Origin of the sequence: Janthinobacterium silvisoli (assembly GCF_014200725.1) — a bacterium.
Taxonomy (GTDB): domain Bacteria; phylum Pseudomonadota; class Gammaproteobacteria; order Burkholderiales; family Burkholderiaceae_D; genus Janthinobacterium.
The window spans coordinates 393,940-407,925 of the sequence record NZ_JACHCL010000001.1 but is presented as its reverse complement, the minus strand read 5'-3'; the positions used below and the strand labels follow the sequence as shown (position 1 = coordinate 407,925).

At 59.1% G+C, this 13,986-nt stretch carries 9 protein-coding genes; 5 read left to right on the top strand and 4 right to left on the bottom strand.

What is annotated here, in order from left to right:
* The first annotated feature begins 294 nt into the window (after window positions 1-294).
* The 4 genes from HDE75_RS01770 to HDE75_RS01755 all read left to right on the top strand — a co-directional run bounded on the left by HDE75_RS01770 (window position 295) and on the right by HDE75_RS01755 (window position 5,026).
* Window positions 295-1,029, top strand: coding sequence for a gluconate 2-dehydrogenase subunit 3 family protein (locus HDE75_RS01770; RefSeq protein ID WP_183676508.1), 735 nt, complete (start codon window positions 295-297; stop codon window positions 1,027-1,029).
* 19 nt (window positions 1,030-1,048) lie between these two features.
* Entirely contained in the window at window positions 1,049-2,827 is a 1,779-nt protein-coding gene (locus HDE75_RS01765) for a GMC family oxidoreductase (protein ID WP_183676509.1), read from the top strand.
* 36 nt (window positions 2,828-2,863) lie between these two features.
* Complete coding sequence (locus HDE75_RS01760) at window positions 2,864-4,156, top strand: c-type cytochrome (RefSeq protein WP_183676510.1); 1,293 nt, start codon at window positions 2,864-2,866, stop codon at window positions 4,154-4,156.
* Between the two features lie 87 nt (window positions 4,157-4,243).
* The gene (locus tag HDE75_RS01755) at window positions 4,244-5,026 is read left to right on the top strand and encodes a transporter substrate-binding domain-containing protein (RefSeq protein ID WP_183676687.1); all 783 of its coding nucleotides are present in this window, start codon (window positions 4,244-4,246) and stop codon (window positions 5,024-5,026) included.
* On the opposite strand, the gene HDE75_RS01750 is transcribed toward HDE75_RS01755, so the two are convergent.
* The 4 genes from HDE75_RS01750 to map form a co-directional block, all read right to left on the bottom strand.
* Complete coding sequence (locus tag HDE75_RS01750) at window positions 5,023-5,787, bottom strand: flagellar brake protein (RefSeq protein WP_183676511.1); 765 nt, start codon at window positions 5,785-5,787, stop codon at window positions 5,023-5,025. The genes HDE75_RS01755 and HDE75_RS01750 overlap by 4 nt on opposite strands.
* 171 nt (window positions 5,788-5,958) lie before the next feature.
* The gene (locus HDE75_RS01745; RefSeq protein WP_183676512.1) at window positions 5,959-6,708 is read right to left on the bottom strand and encodes a pseudouridine synthase; all 750 of its coding nucleotides are present in this window, start codon (window positions 6,706-6,708) and stop codon (window positions 5,959-5,961) included.
* Window positions 6,709-6,765: 57 nt separating this feature from the next.
* Window positions 6,766-9,333 (bottom strand): [protein-PII] uridylyltransferase, encoded by a 2,568-nt coding sequence (locus HDE75_RS01740; protein ID WP_183676513.1) that lies wholly within the window; start codon window positions 9,331-9,333, stop codon window positions 6,766-6,768.
* Window positions 9,334-9,389: 56 nt separating this feature from the next.
* On the bottom strand, window positions 9,390-10,199 hold the full coding sequence (map, locus tag HDE75_RS01735) for a type I methionyl aminopeptidase (RefSeq protein ID WP_183676688.1): 810 nt from the start codon (window positions 10,197-10,199) through the stop codon (window positions 9,390-9,392).
* A gap of 632 nt (window positions 10,200-10,831) precedes the next feature.
* Here map and HDE75_RS01730 point away from each other — a divergent pair.
* Entirely contained in the window at window positions 10,832-13,750 is a 2,919-nt protein-coding gene (locus tag HDE75_RS01730) for a TonB-dependent receptor plug domain-containing protein (protein ID WP_183676514.1), read from the top strand.
* The last annotated feature ends 236 nt before the right edge of the window (window positions 13,751-13,986 follow it).

Here is a 13,986-nt window from a genome sequence, read left to right as displayed (position 1 = left end):
TTTTTCATCTTCGCCACTTCTCTTGCATTGCATCTGCATCAATAGCAGCGTATTCACCTGCTCTCCATAGCCTTGAGTCTCCTGGCAACGGTGTTCGCTTGCGCCGGTTCCTTTGCCACGCCGCTACAGGCCTGGATGGCGCCTGCCTTGTCAAAGCTCTGCTGATTTTTTTTCGCTTAACGCAGCACGGATGGAAAAAATAGGGTACAGTTCGATCGTAAAATTCATATATATGTTTAGTTGATTATATGATCTGCCACTGACCTATTATCATTTCTATCCCGTGAGAGTTTTATGTCGATTCCGAATACGCCAAACACGCGCCGCTCCTTCCTGGGCAAGGTGCTGTGGCTGATGCCGCTGGCTGGCCTGCAAGCCTGCGACTTTCCCAGCGATACGGGCAGCCACGTGGCCAGCCGCGCCGGTCCGGCTGGTCTGACCGGCGCCAGTTATGTTCCCGTATTCCTGACGCAGCCTGAATGGCTGTTTGTGACGGCGATGAGCGATCGCCTGATTCCATCCGATGCGATGGGGCCGGGTGCGGTCGAGGCCGGGGTGCCAGAGTTTGTCGACCGGCAAATGGAGACGCCGTATGCGCATGGCGCGCTGTGGTATATGCAGGGGCCGTTCATGGCGGCGCCGCCGGAGCTGGGATACCAGCTCAAGCTGGTGCCGCGCGATATCGTCCGGCTCGGGATTGCTGCGGCCAACGATGCATGCCAGCGCCAGTTCAGGAAAAATTTCGCCGAACTCGACCACACCCGGCAAGAGGCATTCATGCGCGCCCTGCAACAGGGCGAGCTTGCATTGGCCGATGTGCCGGCCAAGCTCTTTTTCGGCTTCATGCTGCAAATTACCCGAGAAGGTTTTTTCAGTGACCCCATCCATGGCGGCAACCGCAATATGGTCGGCTGGAAACTGCTGGGTTTCCCGGGCGCACGCGCCGATTTCATGGACTTCGCCAATCAGAACGGCGCGAAATACCCTATGCCGCCGGTATCGATCGGCGATGCCAACCCTAAAGCCTGAGGGCAATCCAGAGAACACCATGGTAGAGATTAAGATGCAACATACCGATGTCGTGATCGTCGGTTTTGGCTGGACGGGAGCCATCATGGCCAAGGAACTGAGTGACGCCGGGCTGCGCGTGGTCGCGCTTGAGCGGGGCGTGAACCGCGATTTGAGCACCGATGACCTGTACCCCGGCGTGATCGATGAGTTGACTTATGGCACGCGCGGCAAGCTGTTTCAAAACCTGAGCCGCGAGACCGTCACCATCCGCCATGCCGCCAATGGCACAGCCGTGCCGTACCGGCAATTGCATGCCTTCCTGCCCGGCGATGGCGTCGGCGGCGCCGGCTTGCACTGGGGCGGTGTGCATTTCCGGGTGTCGCCTGACGAACTGCGCATACGCAGCCATTACACCGAGCGCTATGGCAGGAAGTTCATCCCCGAAGGGATGACGGCGCAGGATTTTGGCATTACTTATGACGAGCTCGAGCCGTATTTCGACTTTGCCGAAAAGGTATTCGGCACCTCCGGCGTGGCTTATACGGTCAAGGGCAAGGTGGTCGGCAAGGGCAATGTGTTTGCGCCAGACCGCTCCCATGATTTCCCGCTGCCGCCGATGCCAGAGATGTATACCGGCACGATGTTTCGCAAGGCGGCTTCCGATCTCGGCTTTCACCCGTATCCGATTCCTTCGGCCGATGCCGGCGGACCGTATACCAATCCCTATGGCGCCCAGATGGGGCCGTGCAATTTGTGTGGTTTTTGCAGTGGTTATGTCTGCTACAACTCGTCCAGGGCGTCGCCCAACCTGAATATCTTGCCAGCCTTGAAGCTGCAGCCGCTGTTTGAGCTGCGCACCCGCTCCACTGTGCAAAAAATTAATCTCGACAGCACCCGCAGCAAGGCCACCGGCGTCACGTATATCGATGCGTCCGGGCGCAGCGTCGAGCAGACCGCCGACATCGTCCTGCTGTGTAGCTTTGCCTACAATAATGTGCGCTTGCTGCTGCTGTCGGAAATCGGCAAGCCTTACGATCCGGTCAGCGGCACTGGCGTGGTCGGCAAGAATTTTACGTACCAGAACGTGGCGAAAATCAATCTGCAGCTCGACCAGGAACGCTACACCAATTCCTTCATCGGTTCCGACGGCGCCGGCGTGGCAATCGACGACTTTAATGCCGACCATTTCGATCACGGTCCGCTTGGTTTTGTTGGCGGTTCGGCCATCTGGTCTGCCCATGGCGGCAACAAGCCGATCGCGGCGCAGCCGATACGTCACGGTGCGCCGCAATGGGGCAGTGGCTGGAAAAAGGAGCTCAAGCAGTCGTATCTGCATTCGACCGCAGTGGCGCTGCAGGGTTCCTGCATGGCTTACCGCGATTGTTATCTCGACCTCGATCCTACCTACCGTGACGTCAACGGACTACCGCTGCTGCGCATGACCTTTGACTGGAAGGATAACGACACCCGCATGATGGCCTATGTCGGTGAGCAGGCGATGAAAATTGCCAGGGCGCTTAGTCCGGTAGAAATATCCTCCGGACTACGCAAGCCGGGCGCCCATTTCGATACGCGCACTTACCAGACCACGCACCTGAACGGCGGCGCCATCATGGGCAGCGATCCATCGACCAGCGTGGTCAACAAATATTTGCAGGTGTGGCAGGTACCCAACCTGTTTGTGCACGGTGCGTCGGCATTCCCGAACGGTCTGGCGTACAACCCCACCGGCCTGGTGGCGGCGCTGACTTACTACTCGGCAGCGGCGGTCAAGGCCCACTATCTGAAGTCGCCCCATCAGTTAATTGCGATCTAAGCCATCACACGGACTCTCATGAAGAAAATGCCATTAATGTCCAGCTTGCTTGCGGCCTGTCTCGGCCTGCTGGAGCTGCCGGGGACGGCTATCGCGCAACCATCTGCCGGCCTTATCCAGCACGGCGCCTACCTGGCCAAGGCGGCCGACTGCATCGCCTGCCATACGGCGTCCGGCGGCCAGCCCTTCGCCGGCGGCCTGAAGATGGGCACGCCGATAGGCGATATTTACTCCAGCAACATTACACCGGACCGCGCGCATGGTATCGGCAAGTATTCCTATGCCGATTTTGAGCGTGCCGTGCGGCATGGCGTCACGCCATCGGGCCAGACGCTGTACCCGGCCATGCCGTATCCATCCTACGCCCGAGCCAGCGACCAGGATATGCAGGCGCTGTACGCGTATTTCATGCACGGCGTGCCCGCGGTTGCGCAAGCCAACAAGCCGGTGGACATCATCTGGCCCCTGTCCATGCGCTGGCCGCTGGCGCTGTGGCGCAAGGTGTTCGTCGCCGACGATCAGGCGCCCGCCGTTGCGCCGTCAGACCAGCAGTTGCTGAAACGCGGCGCCTATCTGGCAGAGAGCCTGGGACACTGCGGCGCCTGCCACACGGCGCGTAGTGTCACCATGGAGGAGCAGGCGATGAGCAATGCCGATCCCCGTTTCCTGGCAGGCGCTGCGCCGCTCGACGGCTGGGTCGCCAGCAACTTGCGTGGCGACCACCGCGATGGCCTGGGCAGCTGGTCGCTGGGCGAGCTGATGGCCTTCCTGCGCAATGGACGCAACCGTCACGCTTCGGCGTTCGGGGGGATGGCCGAGGTGGTGGCCAACAGTACCCAGCATTTGAACGACAGGGATTTGCTGGCCCTGGCGACCTATTTGAAATCGCTGGCGCCTACCGACCCGGCCAGCAAGCCGCAGCTTGCTGATGCAGCGGCCACCCTGGCCTTGCGGGCCGGCGATCTGCGCCAGCCAGGCGCGCAAGTCTATGTCAACCGCTGTGCTGGCTGCCATCGTAGCGACGGCGCAGGCTATGCGCGCGTGTTTCCTGCGCTGGCCGGCAATCCGGTGGTGCAGAGCAAAGATGCGACATCGATCATGCATCTGGTGCTGGTGGGGGCGACCGTGCCCGCAACCGCCAGGTCGCCGTCGGCGTTGACGATGCCAGGTTTCAGCGCCTCGCTGAGCAACCAGGATGTGGCCGACGTGGTCAACTTCGTGCGCAATAGCTGGGGCAACCAGGCGCCCCGCATCAGCGCTTCCGCTGTGGCCCGCGAGCGTAAAAAGCCTTACAACCAGCCGCCGGTGGTATCTTCGGCGCGGCGCTAAGATGTTTTCAAGGAGATTGCTGTGTTAAATCGTCGTCACTTTATTGGCACCTTGCTCAGTAGCAGCGGCCTGGTCTTTGCTGGCGGCATGGCCGTACAAGGCGCGCATGCGGCGCCCCAGCCGGTGTTTGCCGTCCCGCCTGCCATCCGCGCTGCCTTCTTGCCAACGGGCAAACTGCGCGCTTCCATCAACCTGGGTAATCCCATTCTGGCGCAGGCTGGCCCGGATGGGCATCCGGTCGGCGTTTCAGTCGATCTGGCGCAGGCGTTCGCCACGCTGCTGGGCGCTGAGTTGGAACTTGTAGTGGTCCAGGCCGCCGGCAAGTCGGTCGAGGGTGTGCTGGCAGAACGCGCTGATATCGGCTTTTTTGCGGTCGATCCGCTGCGCGGGGAAGGCATCGCGTTTAGCGCGCCGTATATCGACATCGAAGGTTTTTACCTGGTCAGGAATGATTCGCCGATCACCAGCAATGCGCAGGTCGATGTGCTGCAAAATCGGGTGGTGGTGGGCAAGGGCAGCGCTTACGATCTGTTCCTGACGCGCACCTTGCAGCGCGCCACGCTGCTGCGCAGCGCCACCTCGCCAACGGTGGTGGCAACTTTCCTGCGCGATGGCGCCGAGGTGGCCGCCGGCGTCAAGCAGCAGTTGCAGGCCGATGCGGCAAAACATCGCGGCCTGCGTTTGCTCGATCAGCGTTTTATGGTGATTGAACAGGCGATGGGCGTGCCCAAAAGCCGAGGCCAGGACGCCGCCGATTTCCTCGCCGCCTTTGTCGAACGCATGAAGGCCAGTGGTTTTGTCGCACAGGCGCTGCAGCGGCATCATATTCAGGGCACTACAGTGGCGGCGCCTGCCGGCGCTGCTTCCTAGCGCACCTTGCGGCTGCTGCCCAGGTTATCGAGCAGTACTTTCAATTCGTCCTGCATCGCTTCCGTCAGGTTCAGGAAACGGCAGCCGATCTGCACCTGTTCGCCCAGCAGGAAGGAGCGGAAGGTGCGCGACAGGCGGATTTCCAGGTCGGCGATCATGACCTTGCTGGGGCCCAGTTCCAGGCGCACGCGCGACAGCTTGCGGCCCACGTACAGGCCCACGGTGTCGCGCGGGTGGGCGCGCATGCCGATGCCGCCGGCCGAGAAATCATATAGCTGCAATTCGTAAGGACGTCCTTCCAGCACGAAAGCGGCGATGTAATACACGCCCAGCGGGGTTTCCAGGCGCGTCGATTCGCGCCGCTCCAGCACCAGGCAATGGCTGGGGAAATTGACCTGGTAGACGTGTGGCCGCTCGGGATGGGCTTCCCATTCGCCATTGATGGTGAATTGCAGCTTTGCATTGTGCACCCACGAAACAAAGGTGGCGCTGCCGTTGGGCAAGGTCGTGCCTTCATTCAATTCGAGTATGAATTGCGGCAAGTCGTCATCGACCGACAGCACGCGCGCCATCAGCACATCGTCGCCGCCGTTCGGATAAATTGAAATGGCGTCGCCATTGTCAGCCAGGCTGCACAGGGTTTCGCCGATATCCCACGGATCGCTCATGTGGTGCGGCTTGGTGCCTGGCGCCATGGGCTCGGCTATATCGGCCAGGCTGGGCGCACCTTTGCGCAGGGGATTGGGAATGGGATCGTTCACGACAGCATATCTCTTATGTTCTGATGGGCAATAGTGTATAGGCTTAAGGCAAGATATGCTAATCAAATCACAATAATTGCTTTTCTTGCAGCGCCTTCCCGGAATGCGGATTGTACAGGCCGCTATACGCAGAGCCTTGCTTTGCGTATATCTTTGCCGTGTTTTCCGCGATTAGAACTGTTCGTCGGCGCTCAGGTAGCGCCATTGTCCGACGGGCAAGTCGCCGAGTTTGACCTTGCCGATGCGCACGCGCTTCAAACCCACCACCTTCAAGCCGACGGCTTCGCACATGCGGCGGATCTGGCGCTTCTTGCCTTCGCGCAAAGTAAAGCTAAGCTGGTCTTCGTTTTGCCAGCGCACTTTGGCGGGCAACAGTGGCTTGCCGTCCAGCCACAGGCCATGGTTGAGTTTGCGCAAATCACTCTCGGGCAGGGTGCCGCCCTTGGTGTATTGCACGCGCACCAGGTATTCCTTGTCGATATCGGTATCGTGGCCGATCAACTGCTTGGCCACCCGGCCATCCTGGGTCAGCACCAGCAAACCGACAGAATCGATGTCGAGGCGGCCGGCCGCCACCAGGCTGCGCAATTGCGTCGGATGGAATTGCTCGGGGCTGCGGTCTTCCGCCCAGCGGTTCTCGGCCTTGATCAGCGCCACGGCCGGCGTGTAGCCATCTTCTGCCTGGCCGCTGACATAGCCGACCGGCTTGTTGATCAGGACGGTAACCCGTTTTGATTGTTCGGCGGCGGCCTGGCGTTCGACGGTAACGCGCTGGCTCGGCGTGACTTTGCTGCCCAGTTCGGACACCACTTTGCCATCCACGCGAACCCAGCCGCGCGCGATCCATTCATCGGCTTCGCGGCGGGAGCACAGGCCCAGTTCGGACATGCGTTTGGACAGGCGTAATAATTCTTCGGTCATGGTGTGTGTGTCAATATCAGTAAGAGTGGCGATGCGCCTGGAGGAAGAGTTAATGCTTCATACCTTGAGCGCATCGAGTAAATCGGTTTCCAGCAAGATCTGGTTGCGGGCATTGCTGAGCGTGGGGCCATCGACGAGGAACACATCTTCGACCCGCTCGCCCAACGTCATGATCTTGGCGGTATGTAAATTGACGCGGTATTTGGTGAGTACATTGGCAATCGAGTACAGCAAGCCCGTGCGGTCGTTGGCGGCCACCGACAGCAGGTAGTACTGGCCCTTTTCATCGGGGCGCAAGTCGACCGTGGGCTGGAACGGGAAGGTGCGCGACAGCCGTGATAGCCGGCCCTTGCCGGGCGGCGGCAGCGGTGTTTGCGACTGCAGCAGGTCACCGAGTTCATGCTCGATCAGGCTGATGATGTCGCGGTAGCTCTTGGCGAAACTTTGTTCCGTGGCCAGGAAGGTGTCGAGTGCATAACCGTTTTTCGTCGTATGGATCTTGGCGTCGAGAATGCTGAAGTTCTTGCGGTCGAAATAACTGCAGATGCGCGCGAACAGGTCAGGCTGGTCGGGCACGTACACGGCCACTTGCAAGCCTTCGCCGATGGGCGCCAGCCGGCATTTGACCACCGGCAATTTGCTGTCGAGCTTATCGTACAGCGAACGCGTTTGCCAGGCGATATCGGAGGCGTCATGGCGCAGGAAATAGGCCACATCGAGCTGCTGCCACAGTTTTTGATGCGCATCGGGCGGCAGGCCATACAGGCGCAAGGTGGCCAGCGCTTCCTGCTGGCGGTTCTTCAGTTCGCGGTCGGCCGTATGCGGTTCGCCGCCCAGTACGCGCAGGGTAACCTTGTACAGGTCTTCCAGCAGCTTGCCTTTCCAGGCATTCCATACCTTGGGACTGGTGCCGCGGATATCGGCTACCGTCAGCAGATACAGGCCTGTCAGGTGGCGCTCATCCTTGACGAGCTTGGCAAACGCGGCAATCACGTCCGGGTCCGAGATATCCTGCTTTTGCGCCACTTGCGACATGGCCAGATGATTCTCTACCAGGAAAGCGACCAGCTCCGTGTCTTCGCCGGACAAGCCATGTTCCTGGCAAAACTGGGTGGCGTCGGCCACGCCCAGCTTGGAATGGTCGCCGCCACGGCCCTTGGCGATATCGTGGAACAGGGCCGCCACATACAGCAGCCAGGATTGCGAAAAATCGGCCATCAGCTGGCTGCAATACGGGTATTCGTGCGCATGTTCGCTCATCGTGAAGCGGCGCATATTGCGCACCACCATCAGGATGTGCTGGTCGACCGTGTACACGTGAAACAGGTCGTGCTGCATCTGGCCCACGATGCGGCGGAAATTCGGTAAATAACGACCCAGGATGCTCATCTCGTTCATGCGCCGCAGCGCATGGATGATGCCCACGGGCGCGCGCATGATGCGCAGGAACAGGGCGCGGTTGACCGGGTCCTGGCGGAAGGCCGCGTCGATCTTGAAACGTTCGTGCCACAGCGCCCGGGTGGCGCGTGAAGTCATGCCTTTCAGGGCAGGGCGCTCGGTCATCAGGACGAAAATTTCCAGCATGGCCGACGGGTTTTTTTCAAACGTATCGTCGGCGCTGATATCGATCAGGCCGTTGACTTCATTGAAGCGGTCATTGATGCGCACCGGCTGGTCGTCTTGCGGGAATAAACGGGCCTCGATGTTTTGCAGCAGAATCGTATTGAGCTGGGTCACCGTCTTGGCGGCCCAGTAATAGCGCTGCATCAAAAATTCGCTGGCGCGGCGCATATGCGGGCCGCTGCCGGTCGCCTGCAAGCCCAGGGACTCTGCAATCGCCGTCTGCACGTCAAATACCAGCCGGTCTTCGCGGCGCCCTGCATGCAGGTGCAGGCGCACGCGGATATCCTTGAAGGCGCGCTCTTTCTCCATCAGCTGGCGCGCTTCCGTCAAGGTGATCAGGCCGCTGGTGGCCAGGGTGCGCCACGAGTTTGCCAGGCCGGCCGCCTTGGCCACCCACAGGATCACCTGCAAGTCGCGCAAGCCGCCCGGGCTTTCCTTGCAATTGGGTTCCAGACTGAACGCCGTGTCTTCATACTTGGCGTGGCGCTGGCGCATTTCCGCCGTCTTGGCCTGAAAGAACGCCTGCGGGTCCATCGCCGCCTGATAGCGCTGCTGCAGCTGCGCAAACAGCTCGGCGTTGCCGCACACCAGCCGCGCTTCAAGCAAGCTGGTCTGCACCGTGATGTCGGCCTTCGATTCGCTCATGCATTCATCGACGGTGCGGATGCTGTGGCCGATTTCCAGGCCCAGGTCCCACAGCAGTTGCACCAGCTCTTCGAGCTTGCCCTGGGTGGGGGTGTCCGGCGCTTCTTGCAGCAGGATCAGCAGGTCGATATCGGAATAGGGGAACAGTTCGCCGCGGCCATAGCCGCCCACTCCCACCAGCGCCGTGCCAGGTGGCAACTGCGCTTCCTGCCAGGCGTGCGCCAGCACGCCATCGACGCTATGGCGCAGGCTGCGCAATAATTTCTCGGGCTTGCCATCGGCCTGGAAGGCCTGGATGACGACCTGGCGGTCGGCTTTCAATTGCTGCTTGAGCTGTTCCCGAACGTGCTTGTTCATCTGTGGCCTGATGGTGCGTATGCGTATGGCTGGCGTGTGGCGGTGGCGAGCGGGAATCAGGCGGCGTTGAGGATGGCCGGTGGTGGCGGCATGCCTGGCGACACGGTCAGCACTTCGTAGCCCGTTTCCGTGACCAGTACCGTGTGTTCCCATTGCGCCGACAGGCTGCGATCCTTGGTCTTGATGGTCCAGCCATCGTTCATTTCGCGGATCTCGCGGCGGCCGGCATTGATCATCGGTTCAACGGTGAAAATCATGCCCGCTTCGAGGCGCTCCAGGGTGCCCGGTTTGCCGTAATGCAGCACCTGTGGCTCTTCATGGAACACCTTGCCGATGCCGTGGCCGCAAAACTCGCGCACCACGCTATAGCCGGCTTTTTCCGCATGTTGCTGGATCGCATGGCCGATATCGCCAAGGTGTGCGCCCGGCTTGATCTGGGCGATGCCCAGCCACATGCATTCATAGGTGATTTCCGACAGGCGCTTGGACAGGATCGATGGCGTGCCGACCAAAAACATGCGGCTGTTGTCGCCATGGTAGCCATCCTTGATGACGGTGATGTCGAGGTTCACGGAGTCGCCGCTCTTGAGCACCTTGTCGCCCGGAATGCCATGGCAGATCACGTCGTTGACGGAGGTGCAGATGGCTTTCGGATAGGGCGTGTAGCCAGGTGGGCAATAGTTCAGCGGGGCAGGGATGGTGCCTTGCACATTGACCATGTATTCGTGGCAAAGGCGGTCGAGTTCACCGGTGGTCACGCCCACCTTGACGAATGGCGCGATGTAGTCGAGCACTTCGGCGCCGAGTTTGCCGGCGACGCGCATGCCTTCGATGTCGGCGGCGGAATTGATACGGATGGTGGACATGGTGTGGATCGCAATCTGCAAGATATTCGGTAAGGAAAGCACAGATGATTCCTGTTACAAGGAAAAATCTGCATATATGTCGAAATTATAAACGAGGCGCTGTCAATTCGCCGCGTCCATTCTGGCGCGGTTGCTGCAGGAAAAAACAGCTGTCCGGATTTGCGTCAGATTGGTGCGCGAGGCCGTTGCGTAAATGGCAGCGGCATTGCGCGGCCCATGGCGTTTCTTCTTTGCTGCATCAGGCTCTCAGGCCGATGGGACGTGGCGGCATCGTACTCCGTGAAGGCGCGTAGAAATGAATGGCGTCATATTTGCGCACCAGCATGGTGCATTGCTGCTTGCTGCAAGGGTTGTCAGATGAGTTTTTCATAAAAACATCAAAACAATTTAGCGCAAAAAAATGTGTTGTTTCTGTGCTGAATTCGCGCTTTCCCTGGATTGACAGTATCACTTTGAAAGTGGTTTGATGTTGCCCCGTCATGGAAGTGTTGCTGAGTTGCTGCAAGGCGATGAACGGCTCGATACACGGCTGTCAGCATCGCAACCACATGGCGTTACACATAAAACAAGGCCTGATGTTGATCATCAAGGACCGGAGTAAGTAGTCAGCAATATTTCAAATCGGAGAAGTCATGCATCAACGTACCAAGATTGCCATTGCGGTAGCATTGGCAATGCCTACGCTCGCCGCTTTTGCACAGGCGCAAGCCGATGTCGAAGCACCGCAACGCGTAGAAATTACGGGTTCCCGTATCCGCCAGGTTGACCTGGAAACGGCGCAACCTGTCCAAAAAATTACCGCCAAGGAAATTCAAGCCACCGGCCTGATTACCGTCGGCGATATTTTGAATCAGATGACCTCGTCGGGTAATACCCCGGCCTTCAGCAAGGGTTCCGTGCTGGCGTCGAACCGCGAACAAGGCGGTCAGTACATCGACATGCGCAACCTCGGTTCGAACCGTTTGCTGGTGCTGGTCGACGGCAAGCGCTGGACGCAGTCGGTCGATGGCTACACCGACATGTCGACCGTGCCTGCTTCCATGATCGAGCGTATCGAAATCCTGAAGGATGGCGCTTCCTCGATTTATGGTTCCGACGCGATCGCCGGCGTGGTCAACATCATCCTGAAGAAACGCCTGGAAGGCGGCTCGGTCAGTGCCTATAAAGGCATCAACCAAAAAGGCGATGGCAAGACGGAAGACTACGCCTTGTCGTATGGCGCCAATAGCGATAATGCTTCGCTGATGTTCGGCATCACGCATAACCAGACCGAACCAGTCTGGGCCAGCAAGCGCGCCATCACGGCGACGCCTTACGGTCCTGACCATCCTACCAGTGGTTTTGGCGCAGGTCCATGGGGTCGCATCACTCCCGTGTTCGCATCGGGTTCGCGCGCAGGCTCGAGCAATTCCGATCCTGCCGATGGTGGCTGGAACCAGTACCTGAACCACACTGGTGGCGCCAACGGTGGTGGTGTCGGCAGCGACCCGCGCAATCCTGCCAATTATCACGACTACACTGGCAACGCAAACGACAAGTTCAATTCGGCGTCGCAAATGATGTTCCAGGCGCCAACGGCACTGACGTCGATCTTTACCAAGGGTACGTTCGAGCTGCCGAATAACATGCGCTTCACGACCACGGCCATGTATGCGGACCGTACCGCATCGGCGCAGGTAGCCGGTGATCCGCTCAATAGCCTGGCGCAGCCTAACTACCGCGTCTACGTCGACAAGGATAGCTACTTCAATCCGTACGGCAACCAGGTCGCTGGCGCCGGCAATGGCCAGGATCTGTACTTTGCCCGCCGTATCACCGAAGTGCCGCGCGTGACCGACAATAGCAACCAGACCTTGCATATCGATGGCACGCTGGAAGGCGAATTCTCGCTGCGCGGCCTGCCGTGGAACTGGAGCGTTGGCTACAATTACAGCCAGGTCAAGGGTGAAACCAGCAGTACCGGCAACATCAACTTGCTGAACCTGAAAAAGGCGCTGGGTCCATCGTTCCTCAACAGCAATGGCGTCGTGCAATGCGGCACGCCAGGCAATCCGATTGCGTTGACCCAATGCACGCCATTCAACATCCTGGGCGGTCCTACCACTTCGAGTGGCCTCGATTACATCATGTCGCGTGGACAGGGTACCTACGGTAGCACCACGGCCAGTTTTACGGCTGACTTGTCTGGTGAAGTGCTGAAGTTGCCTGCAGGTTCGCTGGGCGTTGCTGCTGGTCTGGAAAAGCGCGACGTGCGCGGTTTCGACCATCCAGGCCAGTTTGAGCAGTCCGGTTACTCGACCGACCTGGCAGCCAATTCGACCGATGGCCGTTATTCCGTGAAAGAAGCTTACTTGGAAACAAGTATTCCTTTGCTGAAAGATAAGCCATTCGCCAAGCTGCTGTCGCTGGACCTGGCGACGCGTTATTCGGATTATGACAGCGTCGGTTCGACCACCAATAGCAAGGCCAGTTTCATGTGGAAACCGGTCAGCGACTTGCTGGCGCGCGGCACCTGGGCGCAAGGTTTCCGTGCTCCGGCGCTGGGTGATACCTTCGGTGGCGGCTCCCAGGCTTACGATTCCTACCTGGATCCTTGCGATAGCGTAAATGGTATTGCTGCGACCGATGCCAAGGTGCGTGGCCGTTGCGCTGCAGCTGGCGTGCCGGCACACTACGTTCAGAAGGATCAGAACGGTGTTGCTGTCGAGAGCGGTGGTGCACAATCGGCCGTGCCATTCAATAGCGGCGTGGGCAATAATTCGCTGACTCCTGAAACGGCCAAGACCAAGACCCTGGGCCTGGTGTACAGCCCATCGTATGTTCCTGGCCTGACGGCTAGCCTGGACTGGTTCAAGATCACCATTCAAAACCAGATCTCGGCAGTTTCCGCCAATGACGTGCTGACCAACTGCTTCGTCCAGCAAATCCAGTCCTACTGCGGCGCCATCACGCGTGACGCTACCGGTGCTGTGGTTGGCTTGTCGCACGGCACCATCAACAAGGGTGAATTGTCGACCGAAGGTTTTGATATCGGCCTGAACTATCGCCTGCCACGCACGCCTTACGGTAATTTCACGGTGCGTTCGGATTCGACGCTGTTGCGTTCGTTCAAGTCCCGCAATGCAGCCGATGCTGACTGGCAAGAATATGCCGGTGAATTTGGCTACAACCGCCTGAAATCGAACCTCAGTCTCGACTGGGCGCAGGGTAACTGGTCCGCCACCGTGACTGCGCGCTACCAAAGCGGCGTGAAAGATGCCTGCTTCAGTGTTGCCAATAACATCGAGTGCAGCGATCCAACATTCCAGGGCACCAGCTTCGGTCCTGGCATGAACAAGAAAGGCTCCGTGACTTACACCGACCTGAACGTTGCTTACAAAACGTCGTGGAAGGGTGAAATCTCGGTCGGCGCCAACAATCTGTTCGATCGTTCGCCGCGCATCATGTATCAAGCTAACAACAATGGCTTGCAACTGTCGTCGTCGTCGTCGGTGGATCCAAATGCACCGATCGACCGTTTCGTCTACGTACGCTACAACCAGGCTTTCTGATCTGACGCTCCGCAAGGGGCGCCCGATGTCAGCTTGAGTCGTATCAGCACAGCCCGCCAGGTTCGCCTGGCGGGCTTTTTTCATGTTGCAGCGGCCAGTGCGGACATTTGCAGTGCGCACTTGATGCCCTTGCCGTTTCGGTGTAGAATCCCGGGTTGCTTGAATTCCATTTTGAGCAATGCAACAAGCGGCCTGTAGCTGGGCTGACTTTAATTTACATAAACAAGCGAATCCGG